The organism is Gilliamella sp. B2772, assembly GCF_026536985.1.
Taxonomy (GTDB): domain Bacteria; phylum Pseudomonadota; class Gammaproteobacteria; order Enterobacterales; family Orbaceae; genus Gilliamella; species Gilliamella apicola_E.
The window spans coordinates 381,331-406,576 of sequence record NZ_JAFNNB010000001.1 but is presented as its reverse complement, the minus strand read 5'-3'; the positions used below and the strand labels follow the sequence as shown (position 1 = coordinate 406,576).

Here is a 25,246-nt window from a genome sequence, read left to right as displayed (position 1 = left end):
AAAGAAAGACACTGTCTAATATGGCAGTGTTTTGAATGATTTTTCGTTTTAAAAACTTAGAAAGGAATAGGAAAAAACACGTTAAGTGTTAGCATCATTTTTCGCTTGATTAATGATAGCGTTAGCTATCCATTGAGAAAGCGATATAATATATGAATCATCTAAATTCCAAACATCTTTTAAAACCGTTATTTGCGAACCACAGATGATTGATATGGTATAAATGACTTTATTATATTGCTCTTCACTAAGCTGTGATTGTAACGGTTGTAATAATTTCGAAATTACCTCTTTACGATTTTCCCGTACTCGTTTTGTTGTATTAGGTGCTGATTTAGAACGCTCATTCGCCCATTGTTGCAAAGATAATCGCATCGTCGCTCTTATAGCACCTTCATGTTTTATCATTTCAGTATAAGCAAACGATATGAATTCATTAACTCTTTGGCTTATATTTTGTTCGTCTGTATGCCATTGTAAAATAGGATCAAGTGAACGATTAACCACTGCCGATATCAGATCATTTTGTGTTGGAAAATAGCGATAAGCAGTCGATCTTGAGATTCCTGATTTATCAGCTAACTCAGTAATCGTAGGTTCAATTCCATTTTCTAATGAGTCCAAAGCAATCTCTAATAGTCGCTCATAATTCTTTTTTTTAAGACTTGTAAAGTTGTTCAAAGAACTAGTTTCAGATTTGTTCATAACAGTGTTTTTTGACTTATATTAATTTTACGCCATTTATTTCATTTTAAATAATAAATTATTAATTGTGAAATATTTTAAAAAAATGAGACTAAAGTCTCATTTTTGATATATAATGTTACCCAATAAAATTTGAATGTTTAGAAACATAATTTAGGCAAACAAATTTAAATACCAATTCTATTCGACACCAACAATAAGTAAGTAATACCGGTGCGACATTAGTCGCACCGCTATTTTATCGCAATTAATAGTACTAATTCATATTGATAAGAAGAACTTTAATATTTTAATGTTCCTTTACTATTGATTGTTAACTGTGAGACAATCTCACATGCAGTATCCTATGTTTCAAATAAGTAATAGATATGTAAGATTTTTATTATTTTGTTAACTTAATATAGGAAACACACAATGAAAGAATATCAAACTGATGTAGCTGCTTTCGTATTACGAATTGCTTTAGGTATGATGTTTTTAGCCCATGGTTTTACTAAATTACTTGTTCTAACACCAGAAGGTACCGCAGAGTATTTTCACACTCTTGGTTTTCCTGGGTTCTTTTCTTATATTGTAATCGTTTTTGAAATTGGTGGCGGTGCATTGTTGCTATTAGGTATTCTAACTCGCGCTGTTGCATTAATTGCCTTTTTTCAACTAGCAATAATAACTATTGTGCATTGGGCTAATGGTTGGTCATTTACTAATCCAGGTGGTGGTTGGGAATATCCAGCATTTATGTCTTTAACTGCTTTTAGTCTTTCATTGCTTGGAACCGGCAGATTTAGTGTTCTATCTGGTAAAAAATATCCACAAATTATCGAGTCATAATATGTTAAATTTCTAGGAAAGGTAAAAATGATTACCTTTCCTCTAACTTTGATTTATCGCTTAAATAAATAGTTCAATCTAGTTTTAATAATGGCTTAGTTTTCCTATCGATATTGTTTATTACTCTTCCCTATCTTAACATTCAGATAATTATATTTTATTTAAACCAGTTATGTTTATATGATCTATTTTATTAAACATATTACGCTACAATTTTTTGATTGTTTATTTATTAATAATAAGAAAACTAAATATGTATATTCTGGGTAAATTTATCTAAGCATTGAAAGCTTTATCTGAAATCAATCCTTAAAATATAAACTAACATCAATCGGCAAGTAATTTGAAACTATTTAACTAAAGTCTCAATCCACCATATCTTGCTTGTCACTTAGACTCTCAATAAAATCTTCAACTACTAAAGCGGCTTTTTGAGCGCCTTCTAAATATTTATCAATGAACTCTTGGTTGTAAATGGGTTCCTCTCCATAATTGGCTTTATTATCATGATTAATAAATTCATAGTGAAGTGATACTTTAAAATCCCCTTTATATTCATAAATATAATGACATCCAAAATCCTTATCAATTGAACATTTAATTACTAATGGTTCAGATTGAATAGGTAACCAATTTGGTTGGGGAACAATTAGAATATTATTATTTTTAAATCTATACAGAACTATATTATTGTCAAATTGATTACTCTCTATAAATTTATTATAACAATAATCACAGTTTTCTTTACTTTTTGCATACTCTAAGTTTTCTTGAAATATTTTAAATGAACTGTCATCAGAGCTATTCTTATTAGTTCTAAAAAAATCAATATCTAAATTGTTAAATTGTAAATTTTCATTTTTTATATTATTGCAATAAGCAGTTAATGCTTTGGATGTTGGATGAAGGCAAATATCACTCGAGTCAATTCTAATATCACTAATTTTATCAATTTTATGAGCTACATCATTAGAAAACTTCTCGCAAAATTTTCTTTCTGAAACATTAGCACTATTATATCCTTCAATAACCCAAAATGGTGAATATTTAGAATTAGGATAAATACGTAAGATTGCATCTTTAGACAGTTCAACTAAACGTCCATTTTTTTTGCACTCGCTACTTGGTCTATTTTCTAAATACTTAGTCACGCCAGGTACTATGATTAAATAAGTCGGCCAAAAGAAAGTACAAAATAATGGTAATAATATATAACTGAATAGAGAAGCTAATTTATTTCTTGAACCAAAATATTTTTTTGTTTCTGATTGGCAAAAACGAATTATTAGCGGAAAAACAATGGCTGAAAGAAAAAATATAAAAAACTCCAAATTAGCATTGATTGAAATATAAACAGTTAAAGCCAAAATTATAGTTGCTAGAATTGCTCTAATAATTCGATTCATTCTTACAAAGATAGTTATGAATGAAAAAACATAAAAGAAATAAAAGATTGGCAACAAGAATAATAATATAATAACCTCTCTTGCTACATGATGCACATCAATGGATTGAAACATGTAAAACACCTATAAAATACTAATTAATATTAAATTATTTTTAATTAGCCAGTATTATCACAGATAAATATTAATGTCAAAAATAAGAATATTTACTTCAATTATTAAAGTTTAAAATAGTGTTTTATTTATTTCACTTCATTAAATTTTTTGTATAAATGATTCACACTTCTTTACTGTTGCAAATCGCATTAATGCAGACATAAAACTATCATGAACTATTTGTGAAGCAATTATATTGTCATTAAAGTTAAGATCACGAGTAGTACAAGCATCATGAATCAAAATTGGTTGATAATTTAGTTCAAATGCGCAGCGTGTAGTGGAATCAACACACATGTGACTCATCATTCCACAAATCACTAATTGTGATATACCTAATTGCTCTAACTTCTGTTGTAAATGAGTTTGGTAAAAGCTATTTGGATATGCTTTTTGAACAATAAATTCATTATGCTCTTCAAGAGGAAGTAATTTAGAATGTAACTGACTTCCGTAGCTATTTTTTACAAAAAAAGCGGCATTAACATCTTGATTAACGTGCTGTATATAAATAATCGGCAATTGCTTTTGACGGAAATAATTTTGTAACTTTAAAATATATTTCAACGTCTGTTCGGTATTATTTAATGGGTATTTTCCCTCAGGGAAATAATCATTTTGCACATCAATAATTATTAATGCTTGCGTCATTTTGCTCTCCTTTATCATGTTTTATGTTATTATTCTGCAGGTATTAACTTTTAAATAACATAGTAAATTGAAGGAATTAACAGCAGTTCGCTTTCAAAATGAAAATATGGATAAAAAAGATCGCTCTATATTAAATGAGTTAAAAGAGAATAGTCGTCAATCTTGGCGAGAGATTGGAGAGAAAGTATTCTTGTCAAGCCAAGCAGTTGGTCAACGTGTGCAAGAGTTATTAAATAATCATATTATCGAAAAATTCACCATTAAAGAGCAAAAATCTCAATTACAATTTATTACTATTTATATGAATTCAAATCAATTTGAATCGTTTGAAAAGTTAGTAAAATCTTTTGATGAGGTTTCCGAATTTTACAAAATTACTGGTGATGGTTGTTATATGATTGTCTGCCACTTTGAAAATAATAGTTTAGAGAACTTCTTAAATAAAATTGCTGATTATAGTCGTTATAAAGTCAGCCATAAGTTAAAACAAATCTTATAATTAATCGTAAAAATAAATGATTAAATATTTATATTTGATAAGTCATTATGGTTAATAATAATCGCTTGCTTACAATTTATTTCAATAAATTAACAAAAAGCTATTGCTCATTAATCGTTTCTGTTATATTTTGTACAACAGTTAAATTTAAAGGTTTTAATCTTTATGAATTGTTTTTGTATGACTAAACACCATCATCACCATCATTCCTGAATAGTCTTCGGGCGATTGGTGCTGGAAGACAAATGGTCTTCCGGTGATTTCGCAAAAGCAAATAGAGAACCCTCGGAAGATCAAACTTCCGAGGGTTTTTTTGTTTGTGGTTAATAATTTTATTTAGGGAGAATAACATGTTGGATAATTCACGTTTACGTATAGCAATGCAAAAATCAGGACGTTTAAGTGATGAGTCAAAAAAATTACTAGCTCAGTGTGGTATTAAAATTAATCTACAAGAGCAACGTCTAATTGCTTTCGCTGAAAATATGCCAATTGATATTTTACGCGTTCGTGATGACGATATACCAGGCCTTGTGATTGATGGCGTAGTTGATATTGGTATTGTAGGCGAAAATGTTTTAGAAGAAGAAGTTCTAGATAGGCAAGCTGAAGGTTATAATCCACAATATAAAAAATTACGTAGACTTGATTTTGGAGGATGTCGTTTATCTATTGCCGCCCCTCGTGACTTTAACTATACAGGTCCTGAGTGCTTAAATAATTTGCGTGTAGCAACAACTTATCCTCACCTACTCCGCCGTTATCTCTCTCAATATAATGTAAGTTTTAAAACTTGTTTGCTTAATGGTTCTGTTGAAGTGGCTCCTCGAGCTGGTTTAGCTGATGTAATTTGTGATTTGGTATCAAGTGGTGCAACTCTTGAGGCCAATGGTTTACAAGAAATAGAAGTCATTTATAAATCGAAAGCATGCTTAATTCAACGTGAAGGTGAAATGTCCTGCACTAAACAAGCCCTAATCGATAAAGTGATGACTCGAATTCAAGGTGTAATTCAAGCTCGTGAATCTAAATATATTATGCTTCACGCTCCAACAGCAGTTTTAGATCAAGTTGTTTCGCTATTACCTGGTGCAGAAAATCCAACTATTTTACCATTAACCGGTGAGCAAAATCGGGTAGCATTACACATGGTTAGCACTGAGTCATTATTCTGGGAAACCATGGAAAAACTAAAAGCATTAGGTGCTAGTTCAATCCTTGTATTACCAATTGAAAAAATGATGGAGTAATCAAATGAAGCTTTCTTATTGGCAAAATTGTTCTAAAGAACAGCAAGCAGAATTATTAACTCGCCCGGCAATTGCTGCCTCAGATTCTATTAGCCAAGTGGTTAAAGATATTTTGACACAGGTTAAACAAAATGGTGACCAAGCCCTCAAAGCATTGAGTAGTAAATATGATAAAACTCAAACCAATCAAATTAAATTAACTGAAGATGAGATAAAAACAGCAATTAGTCGTGTCACAACGGATTTAAAACAGGCAATGCAATTAGCTGTGAGCAATATTAAAAAATTCCATCAAGCACAAGTGAGACCAACCATAACAGTTGAAACTATGCCAGGTATTCAATGCCAATCAGTGACCAGACCTATTGATTCAGTTGGTCTTTATATACCTGGTGGTTCTGCTCCTTTATTATCGACTGTTTTAATGCTCGCTATTCCAGCCAAAATTGCTGGTTGTCGTAAAGTGATTTTATGCTCACCTCCCCCAATTGCAGACGAAATTTTATATGCTGCCGATCTTTGTGGTGTAACAGAAATCTATCAACTAGGTGGGGCACAAGCGATTGCTGCAATGGCATTAGGTACCGAATCAGTTCCAAAAGTCGATAAAATATTTGGCCCGGGTAATGCTTATGTTACTGAAGCCAAACGTCAAGTAAGCCAACGTTTTGATGGCGTAGCTATTGATATGCCAGCAGGCCCTTCTGAAGTATTGGTCATCGCCGATAGTTCTGCTAATCCATCTTTTATAGCTGCTGATTTACTTTCTCAAGCTGAACATGGACCGGATTCACAAGTGGTACTACTTACTCCTGATGAGAAGATTGCACAGGAAGTTTCGATTGAAGTTGATAAACAACTTACGCAACTTTCGCGCCAAGATATTGCTGAAAAAGCGTTGAAAGAAAGCCGACTTATAGTAACCAAAGATTTAGAAGAATGTGTAGATATCAGCAATCGTTATGGGCCTGAGCATTTAATTATTCAAACTAAAAATGCGGATCAACTGGTTGATAAAATTAATAGTGCCGGTTCAATATTTATCGGTGATTGGTCACCAGAATCGGCTGGCGATTATGCATCAGGTACAAATCATGTATTACCTACTTATGGTTATACCTCAACTTATTCAAGCCTCGGGTTACCAGATTTTCAAAAACGGATGACTGTACAAAAATTAACGCCTGATGGATTGAAAGCAATAGGTACAGCAGTTGAGCTAATGGCACAAGCTGAGCAACTGACTGCACACAAAAATGCAGTAACGATTCGCTTAGCTAAACTTAATGCTGATAATAAATAATAGGTGGATAAAATGGATATTAATCAATTAGTCAGAAAAAACGTACAAAAGTTGACACCTTATCAATCAGCCAGACGTATTGGTGGTAAAGGTGACGTGTGGTTAAATGCCAATGAATACCCTGTTGCCCCCAATTATCAGTTAACAGAACAAACATTAAACCGTTATCCAGAAGCACAGCCTGAACATGTAATAAATGGTTATGCGCAGTATGCAGGAGTTCGACCTGATCAAGTGATAGTTAGCCGCGGTGCTGACGAAGCGATAGAGCTATTAATGCGTGCTTTTTGTGAACCTGATACAGATACAATACTTTACTGTCCACCAACTTATGGTATGTATCAAGTCAGTGCTGAAACTTTAGGAATAAAAACTAAAACTGTACCGACCAAATCAGATTGGCAACTTGATCTTGAAGGAATTAAGCAAAATATTGATAGTGTTAAATTAATCTATGTTTGTTCACCAAATAATCCAACTGGTAATTTAATCAATCAAGATGATATTAAAACATTACTTAATATAGCCGAAGATCGAGCGCTAGTTGTGATTGATGAGGCTTATATTGAGTTTTCGCCTAATTCAACGGTAGTCAGTTGGCTTAAAGACTTTCCTCACTTAGTGATTTTACGCACCTTATCAAAAGCATTTGCACTTGCCGGCTTACGTTGTGGATTTACTTTAGCTAATAAGCCAGTAATCGACGCGTTACAAAAAGTGATCGCTCCATATCCATTAGCTACACCTGTAGCTGACATTGCCACTCAGGCATTGAGTAAAGATGGTATTAATACGATGAGATTGCATGTCATCAATCTGAATAATCAAAAAGAAAAGCTGGCTAAGCATCTTTCAGCACTGCCTATAGTCGAAAAAGTTTATCCTAGTGAATCAAATTATTTATGTGTTAAATTTCAGAGTAATAAGGATGTATTTCATAAACTTTGGAATGAAGGCATTATATTGCGTGACCAAAGTAAATCAATTGGTCAAGATGGTTTTGTTCGAATTTCGGTTGGTACTCAAGCTGAATGTGAAGCAGTAATAACAGCACTTAAAGCCATAATATAGGAGCAAGTATGTTACAAAAATATTTATTTATCGATCGTGATGGAACATTAATTGTTGAACCTCCTATCGATTTTCAAGTTGATAGTTTCGAAAAACTTGAATTTGAACCTAATGTGATACCCGCATTACTTAAATTACAAGCTGCTGGTTATAAATTAGTTATGGTGACCAATCAAGATGGTTTAGGCACCAGCAGCTATCCACAAGCCAAATTTGATGGCCCTCATAACTTAATGATGCAAATATTTGAATCACAAGGCGTCAGATTTGAAGAAGTTTTAATTTGTCCACATTTTCCTGAGGACAATTGTGAGTGCCGTAAACCTAAACTAAAACTGGTGCTTCCTTATTTAATGAATGGCAACTTAGACAAACAAAATAGCTATGTAATTGGTGACAGGGTCACTGATATCCAGCTTGCAGAAAATATGCAAATAAAAGGGTTACGTTATGATCCAGTAAATCTTAATTGGAACGAAATAGCTCAACGTTTAACCACAGCAGATCGTTATGCAAAAGTCGAAAGAAACACCAAAGAGACTAAGATTTTAGTTGAGGTTTGGTTAGATAGACAAGGTGGTAGCCAAATTAATACAGGTATTGGTTTTTTTGACCATATGCTCGATCAAATTGCTACTCATGGTGGCATTAAACTCAATATCCAAGTTGAAGGTGATCTTCATGTTGATGATCATCACACCATTGAAGATACTGGCCTTGCTTTAGGTGAAGCGCTAAAACAAGCTCTTGGAGATAAACGTGGAATCACACGCTATGCATCAGTTATTCCAATGGATGAATGTTTAGCAAAATGTGCAATAGATATTTCTGGTCGCCCTTACCTTGTATTTTCGGCACAATTTAGTGATCCTAAAGTTGGAGATATGAGTACACAAATGGTAGAACATTTCTTCTACTCTTTAACTTATGCTATGGGGATCACCTTACATATTGAAACATTGGGAAATAATGATCATCATAGAATCGAAAGCTTATTTAAAGCGTTTGCTCGAACACTTAAACAAGCAATTAAAATTGAAAGTGATAGATTACCTAGTTCGAAAGGAGTGCTATAGATGAAAATTGTCATTCTCGATACAGGCTGTGCAAATCTATCATCAGTAAAATACGCAATACAACGACTAGGCTATAATCCAATTATTAGTCTTGAACCTGATATTGTGCTTGAGTCGGATAAACTCTTTTTACCGGGTGTGGGTTCCGCATCTGCAGCAATGAAAAAGTTAAAAGAACGGAATTTAATCGAGCTGATAAAAGTTTGCACCCAACCTGTATTAGGCATCTGCCTTGGTATGCAACTTTTGGCCGATTATAGTAATGAAGGGCATGTCCATACGTTAGGTATCATTCACGAAAAAGTCTCTGAAATTCCTGATTGTGGACTACCACTACCGCATATGGGGTGGAATCAAGTTAACCCTAAAGCTGGCCACCATTTATTCCGAGATATTCCTAATGGTGCTTATTTTTACTTTGTACATGGATACGCCTTACCATTATGCTCATCAACTATCGCAGAAACCAATTACGGCGAAAGCTTTACAGCTGCCGTACAAAAAGACAACTTTTACGGTGTGCAATTTCATCCAGAGCGTTCTGGCTCAGCCGGTGCAAAATTACTAAAGAACTTTTTGGAGATGTAAAAATGGCAGTTTACCCTATTATTATTCCTGCTCTTGATTTAATTGATGGCACTGTGGTTCGATTACACCAGGGTGATTATGAACAAAAACGTGATTATGGTAATGATCCTTTAACTCGATTACAAGACTATCAGAGGCAAGGAGCTAAATTACTACATTTAGTTGATTTAACAGGTGCTAAAGATCCAAAAGCTCGGCAAATCACATTAATTAAAACACTGATTAATGGTGTCCAAGTTCCAGTACAAGTTGGAGGAGGAATTCGCAGTGAAGATGATGTTAAAGCCCTTCTCTCTGCTGGTGCAACACGAGTTGTTATCGGTTCAACTGCAATTAAAGATCCCAAATTAGTAAAAAAATGGTTTGAAAATTATGGACCTGAATCTTTGGTATTAGCATTGGATGTTCGTATTGACAAATATGGCAATAAAAATGTCGCTATTCATGGCTGGCAAGAAGATTCTAAGCAAACTTTAGAACAAGTAATTGAGGATTACTTACCTTATGGCTTAAAACATGTCCTTTGTACTGACATTTCAAAAGATGGTACATTAACTGGTTCTAACATAAGCTTATATCAAGAAATTAGCAAAAAATACCCAACTATTGATTTTCAAGCTTCTGGTGGAATCGGACAGTTGAACGATGTAAAGGACTTAAAAGACAGTGGTGTTGCTGGTGTCATTGTGGGTCGGGCATTACTAGAAGGTAAATTTACAGTTCAGGAGGCAATTTCATGTTGGCAAAAAGGATAATACCTTGCTTGGACGTTCGTAATGGTCAAGTTGTTAAAGGCGTGCAATTCCGTAATCACGAAATCATTGGTGATATTGTACCATTAGCTAAACGCTATGCGGAAGAAGGTGCAGATGAACTGGTTTTCTATGATATCACTGCTTCATCTGATGGGCGTGTGGTTGATAAAAGTTGGGTGGCTAAAGTTGCTCAAGTTATTGACATCCCCTTTTGTGTTGCTGGTGGTATAAAAACGGTTGAAGATGCTGGGCAAATTTTAACTTATGGAGCAGATAAAATTTCAATCAACTCCCCTGCTTTAGCTAACCCAAACTTGATTACTCAATTAGCTGATTGCTTTGGTGTGCAATGTATCGTGGTAGGGATTGATACTTGGTATGATAAAGATTCAGATAGTTATCACGTTTATCAATTTACTGGTGATGAAAAGCGAACTGTAGCCACCAAATGGAATACTATTGATTGGGTTCAAGAGGTCCAAAAGCGAGGTGCCGGTGAAATTGTATTGAATATGATGAACCAAGATGGTGTTCGTAATGGTTATGATCTTAAGCAACTTAAAACGATTAGAGAAGTTTGCCAAGTACCACTGATTGCTTCTGGCGGTGCGGGTACTATGGAGCATTTTTTACAAGCTTTTAAAGAAACTAATGTTGATGGTGCTTTAGCGGCTTCAGTCTTTCATAAACAAATTATTAATATTGGCGAACTTAAACAATATTTAGCTCAACATGGAGTAGAAATACGATTATGTTAACTCAACATTCCCAAATACAGATAGATACAAAATCACTTGATTGGCAAAAAGTCGATAATTTAATGCCAGTTATTATTCAGCATTATATTTCTGGTGAAGTGCTCATGCTGGGTTATATGAATCAGGAAGCTTTAGCTCAAACCCTAAATAGCGGAAAAGTAACGTTTTATTCTCGAACTAAACAACGTTTATGGACCAAAGGCGAAACCTCAGGCAACTTTTTAAACGTGGTTAATATCTCAACCGATTGTGATAACGATACGCTGTTAATTTTAGTCAATCCGATTGGACCAACTTGTCATACTGGAACAAACAGCTGCTTTAAGAATTCTAAAACTGAATGGGGCTTTCTATACGATTTAGAACAATTACTTGGCTCTCGTAAGCAAGCTGATCCTAACACCTCTTATACTGCAAAACTCTATCATGATGGTACTAAGCGTATTGCTCAGAAAGTCGGAGAAGAAGGTGTAGAAACCGCCCTTGCTGCCACTGTACGAGATAAAGAAGAATTGAAAAATGAATCGGCAGATTTGATTTACCATCTATTAGTCTTACTACAGGATCAAAATCTATCACTCCAAGATGTGATTGGCATTTTAAAAGCTAGACATAAATAATATTAAAAAGAAACCAAGCGAGGCACAATCTTTGAGCTTGGTTTCTTAAAATACATTTCAAAATGACCTATCGGTTTATCTAACAGGTAATTTAACTCCATTAAACATAGCTTGCACTGCTACATTGTTTTCACAAAGACTAATTTTATCTATAGTTTGTCTATTTAAATGTGGAGAAAATTGACTAATAAAATCATACATATAATTACGCAAGAACAAAGATCGTGCGAAGACGATATAAGTTGTACTGTAAGGGAATATATGGCCGGCATTTAGCACCACAAATTCACAATCTGAACTTTCATCAACCGCCATTTTAGCCACAATACCAACACCAACACCTAATTTGACATAGGTTTTAATCAAATCAGCATCAGTAGTGCTAAATACAATATTTGGGACTTGATTAGCTTTAATAAATGCCTGATTAAGATCGGAACCATCATTAGAAAAATCATAACTAACTAATGGATATTTAGATAGCTCATCAATCGTAATTAAACTGCTTTTAGCTAAAGGGTGATCTTTCATGACAATGACAGCTTGGTTCCAATGATAACAAGGTAATGCAATCATATCATCACTAAGATCTGATAAATCGGTCACGATAGCAAAATCAGCTTGTCCAGTTTGTACTTGCATCAGGCATTGAGGAGATGACCCTTGTTCCATATGAAGAGTGATACTCGGGTACTGTTGCATAAATTGTTGGATAACAAGAGGTAAAGTATAACGAGCTTGAGTATAAGTGGTTGTTATCGTTAATGAGCCTTGATTTGGTTGACTAAACTCTTTAGCTAAAATTTTAATATCTTGTGCTTTATTTAAAATTTCACGGGCTAAAGCTATAATCTGCTCACCAACTGGTGTAACTTCTGAAAGATGTTTACCTACACGGGTAAAGATTTGTACATTTAGCTCATCTTCCAATAATTTAATCTGCTTACTTATTCCAGGTTGAGAGGTATAAAGTTTTTCAGAGGTAAGCGATACATTGAGATCATTATTAACAACCTCAACAATATAACGCAGCTGTTGCAACTTCATGACAAAGGCTCCTTTAACTATATACCTTTCCCTTTTCTCAAAAAAAACTTGAGGAAAGGGGGTTTTTTAAGGTAATTCCCTTCACACCTTATCACATAAACGGCTTTTTATATTAAACAGCTACTGAACCTGAGCTATTCTTTATAAAATGATTAAGTGTTATTACCTATTTTTTACTATTAACCCATTTACCATGAACATATTGCATGACCCAACCAGTAGATTTGCCGTTAACTTCAGAAGTAACATACTGTTCTTTATTCTTTCGGCTATAACGAACAATACTTGGATTACCATTTGGATCATGGCTTGGTGCTTCAGTTAAATAAATAAATTTTTCTGGTAAACGATATTTAAAGCGTTGTAACTCTTCAACTAATGGTGCACGAGTTTCCCGTGATTTTGGGAAATTATGCGCTGCTAAAAATATACCTGATGCACCATCTCTAAGGACAAAATGTGCATCTGATTTAGTACATTGTAATTCAGGCAAATCAACTGGATCTTCTTTAGGAGGAGCCACATCACCATTTTTCAAGATTTTACGTGTATTTTTACAATCTTGATTAGTACAGCCCATATAGAGTCCAAAACGACCTGATTTAAGGTGCATTTCTGATCCACATTTTTCACATTCGATAATGGGCCCATCATAACTTTTTACTTTAAATGTACCCTTTTCAACCAAAGAACCATCACAAATAGGATTATTACCACAAATATGTAGCTTACGCTCATTATCAAGCAGATAACTATCCATAGCGGTATGACATTTAGGGCAACGCTTAAGTGCTCTTAAAGCATTGGTTTCAGCTGTTTCAGCTTCTTCCAAAATGTTTAAAGTTTCATGTTCTGGAATTAAGTTAATTGTCTGCTTACAACGCTCTTTTGGCGGTAATGCATAACCAGAACAAGCTAAAAACACGCCGGTTCCTGCAGTTTTAATCCCCATTTCACGACCACAATTAGGACATTTAATTTCTGGTGTTAAAACTAAAGGATTTAATTGCATTCCACCATGATCTGGATCTTGTTCAGCGATTTCAAGATGCTGGCTAAAATCTTCAAAAAATTGATCTAAAACTTCGCGCCATTCTTGTTTTTTATTAGCGATCTCATCAAGTGCATGTTCCATACGAGCGGTAAAATCATAACTCATAAGATCATTAAAATTTTCACTTAATCTATCGGTAACAATTTCACCAATTTTTTCTGCGTAGAAACGACGATTATCTAATCGTACATATCCACGATCTTGAATAGTTGAAATGATCGTTGCATAAGTAGAAGGGCGACCAATTTCTCGTTTTTCCAACTCTTTTACTAAAGAAGCTTCATTGTAACGAGCAGGTGGTTTAGTAAAGTGTTGATCTGGATTTAAGCTAAGTAACTCTAAAATATCTTTGACAGATACAGCGGGTAACATTTTATCTTCATTGTTTTTACTCAACTGAGATTGTACTTTTGTCCAACCATCAAAACGTAAAGTACGACCTTTTGCTTTTAAAGTAAAATCCCCAGCTTTAACAGTAACAGTAATTGAGTTATATTCAGCTGATGTCATTTGACAAGCAACAAATTGACGCCAAATTAGTTGATATAACTTAACAGCATCAACCTCAACATCACTCAGACTTGTAGCTTGTATATTAACATCAGAAGGACGAATAGCTTCGTGCGCTTCTTGTGAGTTTTTCTTACTGGTATAAACATTCGGTGATTTTGGTAGATATTTATCACCATAATTTTCACCAATATAATCTCGGACCATCGTTAATGCGTCTTGACTCAAATTTGTAGAGTCGGTACGCATATAAGTAATATAACCTGCCTCGTATAAACGCTGTGCTAACATCATTGTCTTTTTCACCCCGAAGCCAAGGCGAGTACTTGCAGCTTGTTGTAAAGTCGACGTAATAAATGGCGCAGTTGGATTACTTTTAGTTGGCTTTTCTTCAATATTAGTTACTTGATATTGTTTATTATTTAGCTCTGCTAAAGCAATATCAATAGCAACTCGATCTTTCGGTTCAAACGCATCATCTTTATAATGCGTAACTTGCATCGTTAGTTTTTCTTGATTAGCTGTTTTTAAGTCAGCATAGAGCTCCCAATACTCTTCAGGAATAAAGGCATGGATTTCACGTTCACGTTCAACAACTAATCGTACCGCAACGGATTGGACTCGACCAGCTGACAACCCTCTTGCTACTTTTTTCCAAAGTAATGGCGACACCATAAAACCAACTACGCGGTCCATAAATCGGCGTGCCTGCTGAGCATTAACACGATCCATATCAAGCATAGCAGGATGCTTAAACGCATTTTGAATCGCAGTTTTAGTGATTTCATTAAATACAACACGTCGATATTTATCATCATCACCACCAATAACATCTTTTAGATGCCACGCGATGGCTTCCCCTTCTCTATCCAAGTCGGTTGCGAGATAAATCATATCCGCATCTTTGGCTAACTTTTTAAGCTCATCAACTACCCGCTCTTTACCGGGTAAAATTTCATAATGAGCTTTCCAACCATTATAAGGATCGACACTCATACGATCGACTAAGATCTGCTTTTCAGATCGTTTTACTTTCTTCTCGGCTTTATCTTTGCTGTTTTTTTCATTGCGGTGGCTACTACCACTAACTGGAAGATCTCGAATATGCCCCACGCTTGATTTAACCACGAAATCTTTGCCAAGATATTTATTAATTGTTTTTGCTTTTGCTGGTGATTCCACAATAACAAGGGATTTTCCCATAATTAAACCTATTTATCCTGTAGTTTAAGTTATTTACTGTCTAAATTAACATCAAGTAATGACAGTAAATCATCTTTAATTGTCGACACTTTACTTGCATACTGCTCTTTTTGCTCTGCATCTTCAATTAATTGTGTAATTGTTTGTGACAACGTACATCCCCGGCGTTTAGCTAAATTAGCTAATCTTTGCCAGACTAGAAATTCTAAATCAATAGACTTTTTACGTGTATTTTGCTGCTCGGCATTAAAATGTCGTTTTCGTCGCGCCCGAATGGTTTGCTTCATGCGGTTATCTAAATCGGGATTTAAATGCTGCTTAATCCAATCAACGACGGCTGTCGGTTTGTGTTCCAATAACAATAGTTCATTTACGGCTTGTTGAGCTGCACTCTTTTCAACATAACGAGTGATAGGCTCCCCTTCTAAATGTCTTTTTACTAAATAGTGCCACTTCCAACCGCATTCAAGGTTTTCTAATTGTTGATATTTCATAAGCTCACCTTGTGACGCTGTAACTAAATATGTTAGTTGTAGCATAATCTTGACACACAATAAAGAAAATTATTGCATTTGACAAATTTTTTATAAATCTGCTATCGTTCGCCTATCATTTTGAACTTCTACTTAAGGAATTACAAATAATGGCAAAAGCCGATGTTATTTATATTAATGGTTACATTTACACTGCTGACGAGCATGATACCGTTTGTGAAGCGCTTGCAATTAAAAATGGCTATATTATTGCAACTGGTACCACACAAGAGATAAATAACTCCCAATATGTTGATAATTGTACAATAATTCATGATCTACTAGGTAAAACAATGATGCCTGGCATAATTGATGCTCATCTACATACCTTTTGGGGCGGTATGCAATTATCATCATGTAATTTAAATTATCAAAGTTTAACTGTTGATACTACCTTAGCCATTATTCAAGAATATTTAGATAATGATTCCGCAGACAATAGTAAAAATTGGTTACAAGTTCGTGGCTGGTTGCGCCAAGAAGTGTTACCAATCGGAACCGACATTACCCGCTTTGATCTTGATAAACTTAATACCACGCGCCCTGTAATTCTGTTTTCAAATGATTGTCATACGCTTGTTGCAAATAGTATTGCTTTAGAAAAATTTGGACTTGATCGTAATACGCCAGAGCCTTCTGATGGAAAAATTGGACGCACTGAAGATGGCGAATTAAACGGTATATTAGAAGATGCCCCTGCTATGCGCGCATTTGACAGCATCTCTAAAATTACCGATGAACAAGCAGTAAACATAGCTAAATTATCACAAACTGAATTAAATAAGCAAGGTGTAACGTCAGTTATGGATGCACGCATCACTGAAACACAAGCCGATGCATTTCTAAAATTACAACAACAAGATCAGCTCTCAATACGTTTATTTGGTGCACGTGAATTACCACCGGATGATGTCGGTTCTATTGAAGATATTCCTGCTGTTATTGATCGCGTTAAACAATTTGCTAAGCGTTATGATGATAAAAACTGGCAACCTAAACCAGGTATAAAAGTATCGCATACCAAATTATTTGTCGATGGAGTGATGCAAGCACCATTAATGACAGCTCGCTTACTAAAACCTTATCAGTTAGAAAATGAAAAAGATCGCCTTGGTGATCTATATTATTCAACAGAGATGTTAGATGCATTAATACTCGAATCATCTAAAGCTGGATTTCATCCTCACATGCATACTGTTGGCGAAGGAGCAATTGAAGTTGTTCTTAACTCGATTGAAAAAATGCGAAAAGCACTACCAGATGCGGATATTCGTCCTAGTACTGCTCATAATGAACTCAGTGCAATGCATCAATTTGCTCGTTATAAACAATTGAAAACCAGTGTAGTATTTTCATTCCAATGGGCTGGCTGTAGCTCAGCAATGGTAGAACAATACGAAACCTTATTTGGTGCCGAACGCTATAATGGTTTAGAAGCCCACGGTCAGTATATAGATGCTGGAGTCACCTGTGCGTTTGGTAGCGATTGGCCAATTGATCCACTTAATGAATGGTATGATTTCCAAATCGCTATGACCAGACAAATTGACGCACAGCACCCTCGTTTAAATAGTGACCGCAATTTAACAGCAACCGAAGTCCTACTCTGTGCAACAATTGGCGCCGCTTATGTGTTAAAACAAGATGATTATATAGGCTCTATCGAAAAAGGAAAATTTGCAGATTTAATTATTTTAGATCGTAATCCATTTACCATTCCAGCAACGGATATTCAAAATGTCAAAGTATTAACGACGATGGTTGGAGGGAAAACAGTTTATCAACACTCCTAATAATCGTTAAAAAATTTATTACCCCGCCTATTAGTCGGGGTAATTTTTCAATGATTAATCAGCATCAACAATAACATCGCCTTCCACTGCTGGTTTTCGAGAAAAATGTAAAATCGCAGCAATAATAAATGCTCCGATAAACATATCAATGACATACCATAATGCACCTTTGGTTACACCACCTAACGCAACTAAACCACCAAATGCAACTAATGAATCAATACCATTAATCATGCCTAGCATTCCCGCAACCGCTGTACCAACAACGATCGCAATAATAACGCGTTTTGGATCTTTAGCCGCAAATGGAATCGCCCCTTCTGTAATACCAGCTAGGGATAAAAAGAACGCAGTAATACCAAACTCTTTTTCTTCCTTAGTATATTTAGAGCGAGACACAATCAAAGAAGAAATAGCCAATCCTAAAGGAGGAATTGCACAGCACATACGAAATACACCATTAGGACCGTAAACACCTTCTGCCATAGCTGCTAATGTAAAGGCTGTAGCTGCTTTACTACATGGTCCGCCCATATCTAGCGCTGCAAGAACACCAATACCTATACCTAAAAATGCTGCGTTAACTTCAGACATGCCTTTTAAAGTTTCGACCATCGCTTTTACAAACCAATCTAGCGGATATGACAAGCCATAAATATAAATAGGAGCCATAACTAATAAAGTCACAGTTGGAATAATCATAACAGGCATAACCGAGGCAATAACTGGATGGACTTTAACTGTTTTAAACCATTTTACAAAATAACCAATTAAAACACCGAAAATCATAGCACCAATAAAGCCTGTACTTACATGATTAGCACCAATTGGATTATTTACTACATATCCCATAATAAATGCTGGAGCTAAGGCGGCATTACCACCAATCGAATAAGCCATATATGCCGCAAGCACAGGTACCATCATTGCAAAGCCATAAAACGCAACTTGCTGTAAATCGGCAAAGAATTGATTACTTGGTAAAATAGTGTCACCAGTTACATGACCTGTCATTAACACTATTGAAAAAAGAATACCTGAAGCAATAATAACTGGTAAAAATTTACTGATACCGGTATTTAATGACCTAAATATTTCTTTTCCAATACTCTCCTTAACTTCTTTTTTTGATGATAGTGCTTCAGCATTGTTAAAAATATTAACCGTGTTTTTAACCGCTTCACCGGTGCTGACCTTAATCACATTTTTAAAAGGTTCTAACCTTTCAGCATTATCAATAGAAATATCTGTTGCTAACAAAATTACATCAGCACTTTTTAAATCTTGTTCTGTTAAAACATTGTCAATTCCTGCTGCGCCTTGTGTTTCGACCTTACAATCCCATCCTCGTTTTTTAGCTTCATTTTCAATTTTTTGTTTAGCTATATAAGTATGAGCCATACCCGCTGTACAAGCACATATGGCCACAATTTTTTTATTTTTTAGCGATTCTTTACTCATATAAACCTCGAATTAATTTTGCTACAGTTTGAATATCACTATTTAACAGTTCTTCAATAAAATCATCATCAGCCAAATTAGATGCCAATTTAGCAATTATTGTCAAATGCTCTTTATCCGCATTTTCTGGAGCGCCAATCATTACCACTAACTTAACTTTATTTTCATTATTCCAAATTACTCCTGGATTATACTTACCGACCACAATAAATGGTGTTTTTACTGCGCTACTTTTAGCATGAGGCAAAGCAATATCTGTTAGTACATCTGTATCCATTTCTTTTTCATGATTCATAACATCTTGGAAAAATTGTGTGACATTGTTTAAATACTCGTTACTGTTTTCTGCCATTAATTTGATCACTAATGATTTATCTTGAGCAAGATTATCAGTTAGTTCGACGGGAATAACCGGAATTAAAGCCATAAATAAGTCCTCTTGATAATTATTTAGTATAAAATTTTAGTAAAATAAAGATATACAAAACAAATATATAACGTTCATTTTTTATTGACACTTAATTTTTTGATTAAATAATTTGATCTAGATCACAAATATGAAATATTTAGAATTTATTAATGATTAAAATAATCATTAACTTCAATAGCAAATTCTTACACTGAATAAAACTAGTTGGTAAAGTTAACTGCTGAGCAGCAACCAATTATTGCGTTATAAAAGAAGTAAAAATTCTAAATATTGAGAATAACATTCTAAAAATCTCACATGTACTTAACCAATTATTAAATATCAAGATAACATGCTGGCTTTTAAAATTTGTGCTGCATTGTAAAGTAAAGCTTGCACTCGAATTGCATAAGCAAAGATTTATAAATCAGTGAAATATGGAGTAATATTATTACAATTTAAAGCATCATCAAGGGTTTAAGCAATCATTTGTTTTCAGCAGATAATAATACTTGAACGTTTAAAAGAATAATCTTCAAGTTTATTAAGCTTTACATTCAACTCTGATGCAGCAAAATTTTTAATAGGGGAAAAGCAATCTAATAAATAACTTGCTTGAAATACTGACAGTTAGAAATTAATACAATAATTTCAAGTTTCTTAAGGAAGGTCTGTTTTTTATTTAGATATAAACTTTAAAATCAACTTATTTTAAAAAACATTAACTTGTTGACTGATTGAATGTTTACCTTATACTATGCGCAATTGTTTACCGGCAGTACAAAAATGTTCAACTCCTCAAATCTTCTTAATTGTGTACTCTTTCCAATCGTTAAGCCTAATTATTCAAAATTAAAATGCCAATTAGAAAATAAAGTGATTGTCATTACCGGCGCTAGCTATGGAATTGGTGAAAGTCTGGTTAATCTTTTAGCCAATATTCAATGTCATCTTATTTTAGTCGCTAGAACACATGATAAATTAATAAATATACAGCAGTCATTAGCTCACAAAAAAGCTAAGATTGATATATTTTCGGTTGATTTGCGCGAATCGGAACAATTGGATAATTTAATTACTAATTTACAGCGATACTCTGTTGATATCTTAATCAATAATGCTGGCAAATCAATTTGTCGGTCAATACTGCAATCATTATCACGTATGCATGATTTTGATAGAACGATGAAGTTAAATTATTATGCACCGGTCAAACTCTGCTTGGCGTTAATTCCCCAATTACAGCGTAATCAAGGGCAAATTATTAATGTTTCTGCCATAAACGTACTTTTAGCCCCAACGGCTAATTGGGCTGCTTATCAAGCCTCAAAAACGGCCTTTGACCAATGGTTAAGCTGTGCAAGGCCAGAATTGGAAAATCAGAAAATCAATGTTTCAACAGCTTATTTACCTCTTGTTAAAACACGAATGATTGAACCTACTAAGATTTATAAGAGATTTCCTGCCTTACAAGCTGATAAAGCTGCAGCCATAATCTGTCGTTTATTACAAACAAAAAAACATCAATATAAACCATGGTGGACCATTATAGTTCAACTTGCCTCATTATTTTTTAATAATATTTGGGTTAAATTGAACCGTTATTTTTTGAAGAAAACGCTATGATAAAACTTATTAAAGCGCTATATAAAAAGAAATTATTAACTTTACTAGGCATTTGGCACTTATTAAATAGCGTTCATATTGTTGGTATCAATTTAATGGCGTTGCTTTATGTTCGTCAAAAGCTTTCTCCTAACCAAATTGCTATCGATGAGAATGGCACTGGCACTGATTATCGCACTCTTTTTAATCAATCTCAGCACCTTGCCAAACAATTAGCGATTAATTTTAAAATAAAGCGTCATCAAAAAGTCGCTATTATAGCGCACAACCACCTACTCTTAGTTCACACTTTATTTGCAATGACAAGATTAGGCGTTGATGTTTATCTTATCAATACTGAACTGTCGACAAATCAACTTAAGTCCATTCACGAAAATGTCGGTTTTGACTGGATAATTCATGATCCAGAAATAGAGTGTTTATCAAATGTAAAAAGCTTACCCATTTATCATGAAAGCCTTATGTCAATTCACTCTCTATTAGCTTCAACGTCAACAATTGATGTAAAAATTAAAACGACCCACTTCTCAAAAATTACAGTTTTAACGAGTGGTACAACAGGACGTTTTAAATTAGCAGAACGCAACAGTAAGGCACAAAATTTTATTAGTCCATTTTGTCAACTACTGGTGAAACTAAATCTTTTCCGTTATCAAAAAATCTATATTGCAACGCCTATTTATCATGGGTTTGGTATGGCAAGTTTATGTATAGCTGTGTTATTAGGTGCGACAATGTTTTTAACAAAAAAATTTGATAGTCAAAAAGCATGCAGGTTAATTGCTAGTAACCAAATAGAGGTGGTCACACTTGTTCCTTTAATGTTAAATAGGATGCTGAAATGCTCTAAACATCAACTCACTAGTTTAAAATGTATTATTACCGGAGGCGCGCCAATTACAGCAATATTAGTTGATCAAGTCATTGCTACACTTGGAAAGATATTATTCAATTTGTATGGTACATCAGAAGCAGGCGTTTGCATGATTGCCTCGCCCGATGCTCTCTCTATCAAGCCAGAAACCATTGGTAAACCGCTGAGAGGATTATCAACAAAATTACAGAAGCAAAACAATGAATCACAAAAACACCATGAGCTGTTTATTAAATGTGCTTGGTCAACTGTAGGCAACCATTGGGTTTCAACAGGAGATTTAGTCTATCAAGATGCTGACGGTTATTACTTTTTAGCAGGTCGCGTTGATGATATGATTGTTTCAGGTGGTGAAAATGTTTATCCATATGAACTTGAACACTGCTTATCAACTCATCCGGAAATTAATGATGTAACAGTGATAAGTGTGCCGGATGAAGAATTCGGGCAAAGATTGGTCGTCTTTATTGTTTTAAATCCTAATACCGAACAATCCGAAACTAAAATACAGGACTGGCTTAAATCAAAAATAGCCCGTTATCAGATGCCCAAAAAAATCATTTTTATAGAAGAACTACCTATGACAAGTATTGGAAAAATAAACCGTAAAAAATTACAAAAGCTATTTTTTAATCATTTAAGTAATGCATAACATTTAGTTAGCAATAAATGAACTGTTGTCCATTATTATATTCTAATAAAAATTTTTCTTAGAAAGGTATTATGAATTTGTAGGCGGCGCTATTTAACCTCTACTTTGAGTTACTCTTCTTGAAAAATAAGCCTGAAAAGTTGACTGGTTTATTTCTAGTTTTCAGTATTTATTTATGGTTAACGTCCTAAAAAAATATCTTTACTGGATCTAGAACTCTCATCTTTAATTTGTTTCTTCTTTTCTATTAAATAGTTATTTGCTTTGATATATATATCTTTATCGCATTCAATGTTTAAGATTAATTTATTATTACTTTTATTTATGACGAGAAAATGATTATCCTTATAATCAAAAATAATATTTTCTACCGATGTAGCGCCTTTATTAAAATTAGATAAATTATAATAATATCTGAAAGTTACATATTGTTTTGAGATATGAATATAACCATACTCTTTTTCATCAACTTTAGCAAAAATTTTTAATGTTAAAGAATCCTCATCTTCAATTTTATCATATTTATAGGATTTTATATAAAACTTAGGGCTAGTAAATGAGCACGTAAATAACAAAGATATTATTAAAAAAGTTATAACTGAAATTACCTTAAAGATTCTCATTTCATTATACCTGCTGCTTGAGATGCATTATACATAGAACTTGCACATTGTCTTTTGAGCAAATTATATCCTTTTGTTGCATTTACCACATCATAATTATCAACATACATTTTTAAAATTAGACATTTGCATATCATCTACATCAAAACTTGTTCCTTTGGGACTAACGAACGAGAAAAACAAAACTTGAATTAAAAGAAAAATTTTTCCATTATGCCTATCCCTCTATTTTTAAATTTAAATCTTCTGGTGCTATGAAGATAGTTTCTTTGAAACCAACGCCTTTAGATGCTCCAACCAAAACTTTCTTTATTATCTTTTTCAACTCACCAATACCCATTCTAATTAATATATCCATAGCTTTTCTAGATATTAAAAGACCGTCCCCGAAGGGATTAACGAGAGTATTATAATCATGCGTATAAGCATAAACTTTGGTTAGCTTCCTTTTAGTTTTATGGGATCTTGGCTTATATTGGTTCCGGTATTACTGTCATAATATCGGAACCGATTAGATAAGCTGAAGCGTTGAAACTTTAAAAGGATTATGCATTACCATTCTAACACGAGTTGTTTTACTCATTCCGTCAGTTTAAAAATCATCACTGGCGAGATATCAACACCATATATCTCCTTATATAGAAATAATGTTTATTTCATTCCTTTATGAAGGATATAGCAACTTTCTTTAAATTTTAGCTCACAAGCTTGTTCAAAATACTTTTTAGCTAAATCACTATTTTTTTCAATTCCATCACCTTTATAATACATAACACCTAAATTATGCATTGCTTGAGTGTCACCATTATCTGCTGCTTTTGTGTACCAATATAATGCTTTTTTTATCAACTTTGACGCCCTCACCTTCGTCATACATGCGTGATAAACCATATTGCGCAATAGAACCCCCTTGTTCCGCTGCCTGAGTAAGCCAATATAGCGTTTTTTCAGTATTTTCTTCGACGCCGTCGCCGTTCTAATACATAAATGCTAAATTAAACTGAGCATCTTTATCTCCCTGCTCAGCCTCAGTGTTACAAGCAATAAAAGCTTTATCAAAAGCTTTTTGTTCGAAATAGGTAGCGCAATTATTAGCGTAAGCCGTGGTCGATAATAATGCTGTTAATACAACATATACCAATATAGCGCTTTTTCTTTATTTCCTTCATGATCAAGCATCCAGGATAAACCACTGTGCTCCGCATAAACAAACCCTTGTTTAGTAGCTTTAGTGTACCAATAGAGCACTTTTTTTCTATTTTTATCGAAATCGAACGACCGCCCTAATTCATATTGAGCAACAATAAATCCTTGCTCTGCTGCTTTAGTGAGCCATTTTTCACGTTCAAACCTTCTGGATAAATCATATTGCGCTTGAACAGATCCGGCTTCCGCTGCTTGAGTGAGCCAATAGAGTGCTTTTTCTTTGTTTTCCTCGACTCCCTCACCTTCTTCATACATGCGTGATAAACCATATTGCGCAATAGAAACCCCTTGTTCCGCTGCCTGAGTAAGCCAATATAGTGCTTTTTCAGTATTTTCTTCGACACCGTAGCCGTTGTAATACATAAATGCTAAATTAAACTGAGCATCTTTATCTCCCTGCTCAGCCTCAGTGTTACAAGCAATAAAAGCTTGAGCAAAATCTTTTTGTTCAAAATAGGTCGCACAATTATTAGCGTAAGCCGTCGTCGATAATAATGCTGTTAATACAACAAATAGTACTTTTTTCATTAGTTTTCCTTAAATTCCTTAAATATAATAATTTTTTTATTTTGTCTGCTGGCAAAAA

The 25,246-nt window shown here is 34.1% G+C and carries 26 protein-coding genes, 1 pseudogene and 1 other annotated feature; of the genes and pseudogenes, 13 read left to right on the top strand and 14 right to left on the bottom strand.

The window, feature by feature from the left end; all coding sequences use genetic code 11:
- Nucleotides 1-81 precede the first annotated feature (81 nt).
- On the bottom strand, nucleotides 82-705 hold the full coding sequence (locus J3T98_RS01845; protein WP_267361987.1) for a TetR/AcrR family transcriptional regulator: 624 nt from the start codon (nucleotides 703-705) through the stop codon (nucleotides 82-84).
- A 414-nt stretch (nucleotides 706-1,119) separates the two neighbouring features.
- On the opposite strand from J3T98_RS01845, the gene J3T98_RS01840 reads away from it, so the two are divergent.
- Complete coding sequence (locus J3T98_RS01840) at nucleotides 1,120-1,536, top strand: DoxX family protein (RefSeq protein ID WP_065734870.1); 417 nt, start codon at nucleotides 1,120-1,122, stop codon at nucleotides 1,534-1,536.
- Nucleotides 1,537-1,901: 365 nt separating this feature from the next.
- On the opposite strand, the gene J3T98_RS01835 is transcribed toward J3T98_RS01840, so the two are convergent.
- Both J3T98_RS01835 and J3T98_RS01830 read right to left on the bottom strand, forming a co-directional pair.
- A complete protein-coding gene (locus tag J3T98_RS01835) occupies nucleotides 1,902-3,056 on the bottom strand; it encodes a hypothetical protein (RefSeq protein ID WP_267361986.1) in 1,155 nt (384 codons plus the stop codon).
- A 141-nt stretch (nucleotides 3,057-3,197) separates the two neighbouring features.
- Nucleotides 3,198-3,749 carry a cysteine hydrolase family protein gene (locus tag J3T98_RS01830; protein ID WP_267331988.1) on the bottom strand — a complete coding sequence of 184 codons (552 nt, stop codon included), beginning with the start codon at nucleotides 3,747-3,749 and terminating at the stop codon, nucleotides 3,198-3,200.
- 106 nt (nucleotides 3,750-3,855) lie between these two features.
- Between J3T98_RS01830 and J3T98_RS01825 the strand changes: the two genes are divergently transcribed.
- The 9 genes from J3T98_RS01825 (at nucleotide 3,856) to hisIE (ending at nucleotide 11,669) form a co-directional block, all read left to right on the top strand.
- Complete coding sequence (locus tag J3T98_RS01825) at nucleotides 3,856-4,248, top strand: Lrp/AsnC family transcriptional regulator (protein WP_267361985.1); 393 nt, start codon at nucleotides 3,856-3,858, stop codon at nucleotides 4,246-4,248.
- Between the two features lie 191 nt (nucleotides 4,249-4,439).
- Nucleotides 4,440-4,565: a sequence feature (His leader region), on the top strand.
- A gap of 33 nt (nucleotides 4,566-4,598) precedes the next feature.
- Entirely contained in the window at nucleotides 4,599-5,498 is a 900-nt protein-coding gene (gene hisG, locus J3T98_RS01820) for an ATP phosphoribosyltransferase (RefSeq protein ID WP_065563470.1), read from the top strand.
- Nucleotides 5,499-5,502: 4 nt separating this feature from the next.
- The gene (gene hisD, locus J3T98_RS01815) at nucleotides 5,503-6,801 is read left to right on the top strand and encodes a histidinol dehydrogenase (RefSeq protein ID WP_267361984.1); all 1,299 of its coding nucleotides are present in this window, start codon (nucleotides 5,503-5,505) and stop codon (nucleotides 6,799-6,801) included.
- 12 nt (nucleotides 6,802-6,813) lie between these two features.
- Nucleotides 6,814-7,872 (top strand): histidinol-phosphate transaminase, encoded by a 1,059-nt coding sequence (gene hisC, locus J3T98_RS01810; protein ID WP_267361983.1) that lies wholly within the window; start codon nucleotides 6,814-6,816, stop codon nucleotides 7,870-7,872.
- A gap of 8 nt (nucleotides 7,873-7,880) precedes the next feature.
- Nucleotides 7,881-8,948, top strand: a complete 1,068-nt coding sequence (hisB, locus tag J3T98_RS01805) for a bifunctional histidinol-phosphatase/imidazoleglycerol-phosphate dehydratase HisB (protein WP_065563473.1) — start codon at nucleotides 7,881-7,883, stop codon at nucleotides 8,946-8,948.
- A complete protein-coding gene (gene hisH, locus J3T98_RS01800) occupies nucleotides 8,949-9,536 on the top strand; it encodes an imidazole glycerol phosphate synthase subunit HisH (RefSeq protein WP_065563474.1) in 588 nt (195 codons plus the stop codon).
- Nucleotides 9,537-9,553: 17 nt separating this feature from the next.
- Nucleotides 9,554-10,291: a 1-(5-phosphoribosyl)-5-[(5-phosphoribosylamino)methylideneamino]imidazole-4-carboxamide isomerase gene (gene hisA / locus J3T98_RS01795; RefSeq protein WP_065563509.1), complete on the top strand. Its 738-nt coding sequence runs from the start codon at nucleotides 9,554-9,556 to the stop codon at nucleotides 10,289-10,291.
- The gene (gene hisF, locus J3T98_RS01790; protein WP_065734876.1) at nucleotides 10,273-11,049 is read left to right on the top strand and encodes an imidazole glycerol phosphate synthase subunit HisF; all 777 of its coding nucleotides are present in this window, start codon (nucleotides 10,273-10,275) and stop codon (nucleotides 11,047-11,049) included. The genes hisA and hisF overlap by 19 nt, the downstream gene beginning before the upstream one ends.
- A complete protein-coding gene (hisIE, locus tag J3T98_RS01785) occupies nucleotides 11,043-11,669 on the top strand; it encodes a bifunctional phosphoribosyl-AMP cyclohydrolase/phosphoribosyl-ATP diphosphatase HisIE (RefSeq protein ID WP_267331993.1) in 627 nt (208 codons plus the stop codon). The genes hisF and hisIE overlap by 7 nt, the downstream gene beginning before the upstream one ends.
- A 75-nt stretch (nucleotides 11,670-11,744) precedes the next feature.
- Here the strand turns inward: hisIE and cysB are convergent, their stop codons facing one another.
- The 3 genes from cysB to matP all read right to left on the bottom strand — a co-directional run bounded on the left by cysB (nucleotide 11,745) and on the right by matP (nucleotide 15,977).
- Entirely contained in the window at nucleotides 11,745-12,716 is a 972-nt protein-coding gene (cysB, locus tag J3T98_RS01780; RefSeq protein ID WP_267361982.1) for an HTH-type transcriptional regulator CysB, read from the bottom strand.
- Nucleotides 12,717-12,882: 166 nt separating this feature from the next.
- Nucleotides 12,883-15,483 carry a type I DNA topoisomerase gene (gene topA, locus J3T98_RS01775; RefSeq protein ID WP_267342732.1) on the bottom strand — a complete coding sequence of 867 codons (2,601 nt, stop codon included), beginning with the start codon at nucleotides 15,481-15,483 and terminating at the stop codon, nucleotides 12,883-12,885.
- Between the two features lie 29 nt (nucleotides 15,484-15,512).
- Entirely contained in the window at nucleotides 15,513-15,977 is a 465-nt protein-coding gene (gene matP / locus J3T98_RS01770) for a macrodomain Ter protein MatP (RefSeq protein WP_065563479.1), read from the bottom strand.
- A 149-nt stretch (nucleotides 15,978-16,126) separates the two neighbouring features.
- Between matP and J3T98_RS01765 the strand changes: the two genes are divergently transcribed.
- On the top strand, nucleotides 16,127-17,809 hold the full coding sequence (locus tag J3T98_RS01765) for an amidohydrolase (protein ID WP_267361981.1): 1,683 nt from the start codon (nucleotides 16,127-16,129) through the stop codon (nucleotides 17,807-17,809).
- Nucleotides 17,810-17,863: 54 nt separating this feature from the next.
- On the opposite strand, the gene J3T98_RS01760 is transcribed toward J3T98_RS01765, so the two are convergent.
- Nucleotides 17,864-19,270: a PTS fructose transporter subunit IIC gene (locus tag J3T98_RS01760; RefSeq protein ID WP_065563481.1), complete on the bottom strand. Its 1,407-nt coding sequence runs from the start codon at nucleotides 19,268-19,270 to the stop codon at nucleotides 17,864-17,866.
- Nucleotides 19,263-19,697, bottom strand: coding sequence for a PTS sugar transporter subunit IIA (locus tag J3T98_RS01755; protein ID WP_267361980.1), 435 nt, complete (start codon nucleotides 19,695-19,697; stop codon nucleotides 19,263-19,265). Before J3T98_RS01755 ends, J3T98_RS01760 begins: the two co-directional genes overlap by 8 nt.
- A 723-nt stretch (nucleotides 19,698-20,420) precedes the next feature.
- On the opposite strand from J3T98_RS01755, the gene J3T98_RS01750 reads away from it, so the two are divergent.
- On the top strand, nucleotides 20,421-21,305 hold the full coding sequence (locus tag J3T98_RS01750; protein WP_218058467.1) for an SDR family NAD(P)-dependent oxidoreductase: 885 nt from the start codon (nucleotides 20,421-20,423) through the stop codon (nucleotides 21,303-21,305).
- A complete protein-coding gene (locus tag J3T98_RS01745; RefSeq protein ID WP_220226117.1) occupies nucleotides 21,302-22,831 on the top strand; it encodes an AMP-binding protein in 1,530 nt (509 codons plus the stop codon). Before J3T98_RS01750 ends, J3T98_RS01745 begins: the two co-directional genes overlap by 4 nt.
- Before the next feature lie 179 nt (nucleotides 22,832-23,010).
- Here J3T98_RS01745 and J3T98_RS01740 read toward each other — a convergent pair whose 3' ends face one another.
- The 6 genes and pseudogenes from J3T98_RS01740 to J3T98_RS01720 all read right to left on the bottom strand — a co-directional run bounded on the left by J3T98_RS01740 (nucleotide 23,011) and on the right by J3T98_RS01720 (nucleotide 25,188).
- Nucleotides 23,011-23,454 (bottom strand): hypothetical protein, encoded by a 444-nt coding sequence (locus J3T98_RS01740; RefSeq protein WP_267361979.1) that lies wholly within the window; start codon nucleotides 23,452-23,454, stop codon nucleotides 23,011-23,013.
- 217 nt (nucleotides 23,455-23,671) lie between these two features.
- Nucleotides 23,672-23,812, bottom strand: coding sequence for a hypothetical protein (locus tag J3T98_RS01735; protein ID WP_267330298.1), 141 nt, complete (start codon nucleotides 23,810-23,812; stop codon nucleotides 23,672-23,674).
- A 293-nt stretch (nucleotides 23,813-24,105) separates the two neighbouring features.
- Nucleotides 24,106-24,303 carry a tetratricopeptide repeat protein gene (locus J3T98_RS01730; protein ID WP_267336886.1) on the bottom strand — a complete coding sequence of 66 codons (198 nt, stop codon included), beginning with the start codon at nucleotides 24,301-24,303 and terminating at the stop codon, nucleotides 24,106-24,108.
- Nucleotides 24,260-24,424: pseudogene (locus J3T98_RS11185) on the bottom strand (hypothetical protein); the annotation flags it as partial. The gene J3T98_RS01730 and the pseudogene J3T98_RS11185, both read right to left, overlap by 44 nt.
- A 6-nt stretch (nucleotides 24,425-24,430) precedes the next feature.
- Nucleotides 24,431-24,595, bottom strand: a complete 165-nt coding sequence (locus J3T98_RS01725; protein ID WP_176701545.1) for a hypothetical protein — start codon at nucleotides 24,593-24,595, stop codon at nucleotides 24,431-24,433.
- On the bottom strand, nucleotides 24,577-25,188 hold the full coding sequence (locus tag J3T98_RS01720) for a tetratricopeptide repeat protein (protein WP_267336887.1): 612 nt from the start codon (nucleotides 25,186-25,188) through the stop codon (nucleotides 24,577-24,579). The genes J3T98_RS01725 and J3T98_RS01720 overlap by 19 nt, the downstream gene beginning before the upstream one ends.
- Nucleotides 25,189-25,246: the final 58 nt, after the last annotated feature.

What these genes read in the sequence shown, in the direction of transcription:
- J3T98_RS01830 (WP_267331988.1), bottom strand. Translation starts at nt 3,749, where the DNA reads ATGACGCAAGCATTAATAATTATTGATGTGCAAAATGATTATTTCCCT.
- hisG (WP_065563470.1), top strand. Translation starts at nt 4,599, where the DNA reads ATGTTGGATAATTCACGTTTACGTATAGCAATGCAAAAATCAGGACGT.
- J3T98_RS01755 (WP_267361980.1), bottom strand. Translation starts at nt 19,697, where the DNA reads ATGGCTTTAATTCCGGTTATTCCCGTCGAACTAACTGATAATCTTGCT.
- J3T98_RS01735 (WP_267330298.1), bottom strand. Translation starts at nt 23,812, where the DNA reads ATGGATATATTAATTAGAATGGGTATTGGTGAGTTGAAAAAGATAATA.
- J3T98_RS01845 (WP_267361987.1), bottom strand. Translation starts at nt 705, where the DNA reads ATGAACAAATCTGAAACTAGTTCTTTGAACAACTTTACAAGTCTTAAA.
- hisD (WP_267361984.1), top strand. Translation starts at nt 5,503, where the DNA reads ATGAAGCTTTCTTATTGGCAAAATTGTTCTAAAGAACAGCAAGCAGAA.
- J3T98_RS01740 (WP_267361979.1), bottom strand. Translation starts at nt 23,454, where the DNA reads ATGAGAATCTTTAAGGTAATTTCAGTTATAACTTTTTTAATAATATCT.
- J3T98_RS01750 (WP_218058467.1), top strand. Translation starts at nt 20,421, where the DNA reads ATGTTTACCTTATACTATGCGCAATTGTTTACCGGCAGTACAAAAATG.
- hisF (WP_065734876.1), top strand. Translation starts at nt 10,273, where the DNA reads ATGTTGGCAAAAAGGATAATACCTTGCTTGGACGTTCGTAATGGTCAA.
- hisIE (WP_267331993.1), top strand. Translation starts at nt 11,043, where the DNA reads ATGTTAACTCAACATTCCCAAATACAGATAGATACAAAATCACTTGAT.
- J3T98_RS01765 (WP_267361981.1), top strand. Translation starts at nt 16,127, where the DNA reads ATGGCAAAAGCCGATGTTATTTATATTAATGGTTACATTTACACTGCT.
- matP (WP_065563479.1), bottom strand. Translation starts at nt 15,977, where the DNA reads ATGAAATATCAACAATTAGAAAACCTTGAATGCGGTTGGAAGTGGCAC.
- J3T98_RS01840 (WP_065734870.1), top strand. Translation starts at nt 1,120, where the DNA reads ATGAAAGAATATCAAACTGATGTAGCTGCTTTCGTATTACGAATTGCT.
- J3T98_RS01835 (WP_267361986.1), bottom strand. Translation starts at nt 3,056, where the DNA reads ATGTTTCAATCCATTGATGTGCATCATGTAGCAAGAGAGGTTATTATA.
- topA (WP_267342732.1), bottom strand. Translation starts at nt 15,483, where the DNA reads ATGGGAAAATCCCTTGTTATTGTGGAATCACCAGCAAAAGCAAAAACA.
- J3T98_RS01720 (WP_267336887.1), bottom strand. Translation starts at nt 25,188, where the DNA reads ATGAAAAAAGTACTATTTGTTGTATTAACAGCATTATTATCGACGACG.
- hisC (WP_267361983.1), top strand. Translation starts at nt 6,814, where the DNA reads ATGGATATTAATCAATTAGTCAGAAAAAACGTACAAAAGTTGACACCT.
- hisB (WP_065563473.1), top strand. Translation starts at nt 7,881, where the DNA reads ATGTTACAAAAATATTTATTTATCGATCGTGATGGAACATTAATTGTT.
- cysB (WP_267361982.1), bottom strand. Translation starts at nt 12,716, where the DNA reads ATGAAGTTGCAACAGCTGCGTTATATTGTTGAGGTTGTTAATAATGAT.
- hisH (WP_065563474.1), top strand. Translation starts at nt 8,949, where the DNA reads ATGAAAATTGTCATTCTCGATACAGGCTGTGCAAATCTATCATCAGTA.
- J3T98_RS01745 (WP_220226117.1), top strand. Translation starts at nt 21,302, where the DNA reads ATGATAAAACTTATTAAAGCGCTATATAAAAAGAAATTATTAACTTTA.
- J3T98_RS01760 (WP_065563481.1), bottom strand. Translation starts at nt 19,270, where the DNA reads ATGAGTAAAGAATCGCTAAAAAATAAAAAAATTGTGGCCATATGTGCT.
- J3T98_RS01825 (WP_267361985.1), top strand. Translation starts at nt 3,856, where the DNA reads ATGGATAAAAAAGATCGCTCTATATTAAATGAGTTAAAAGAGAATAGT.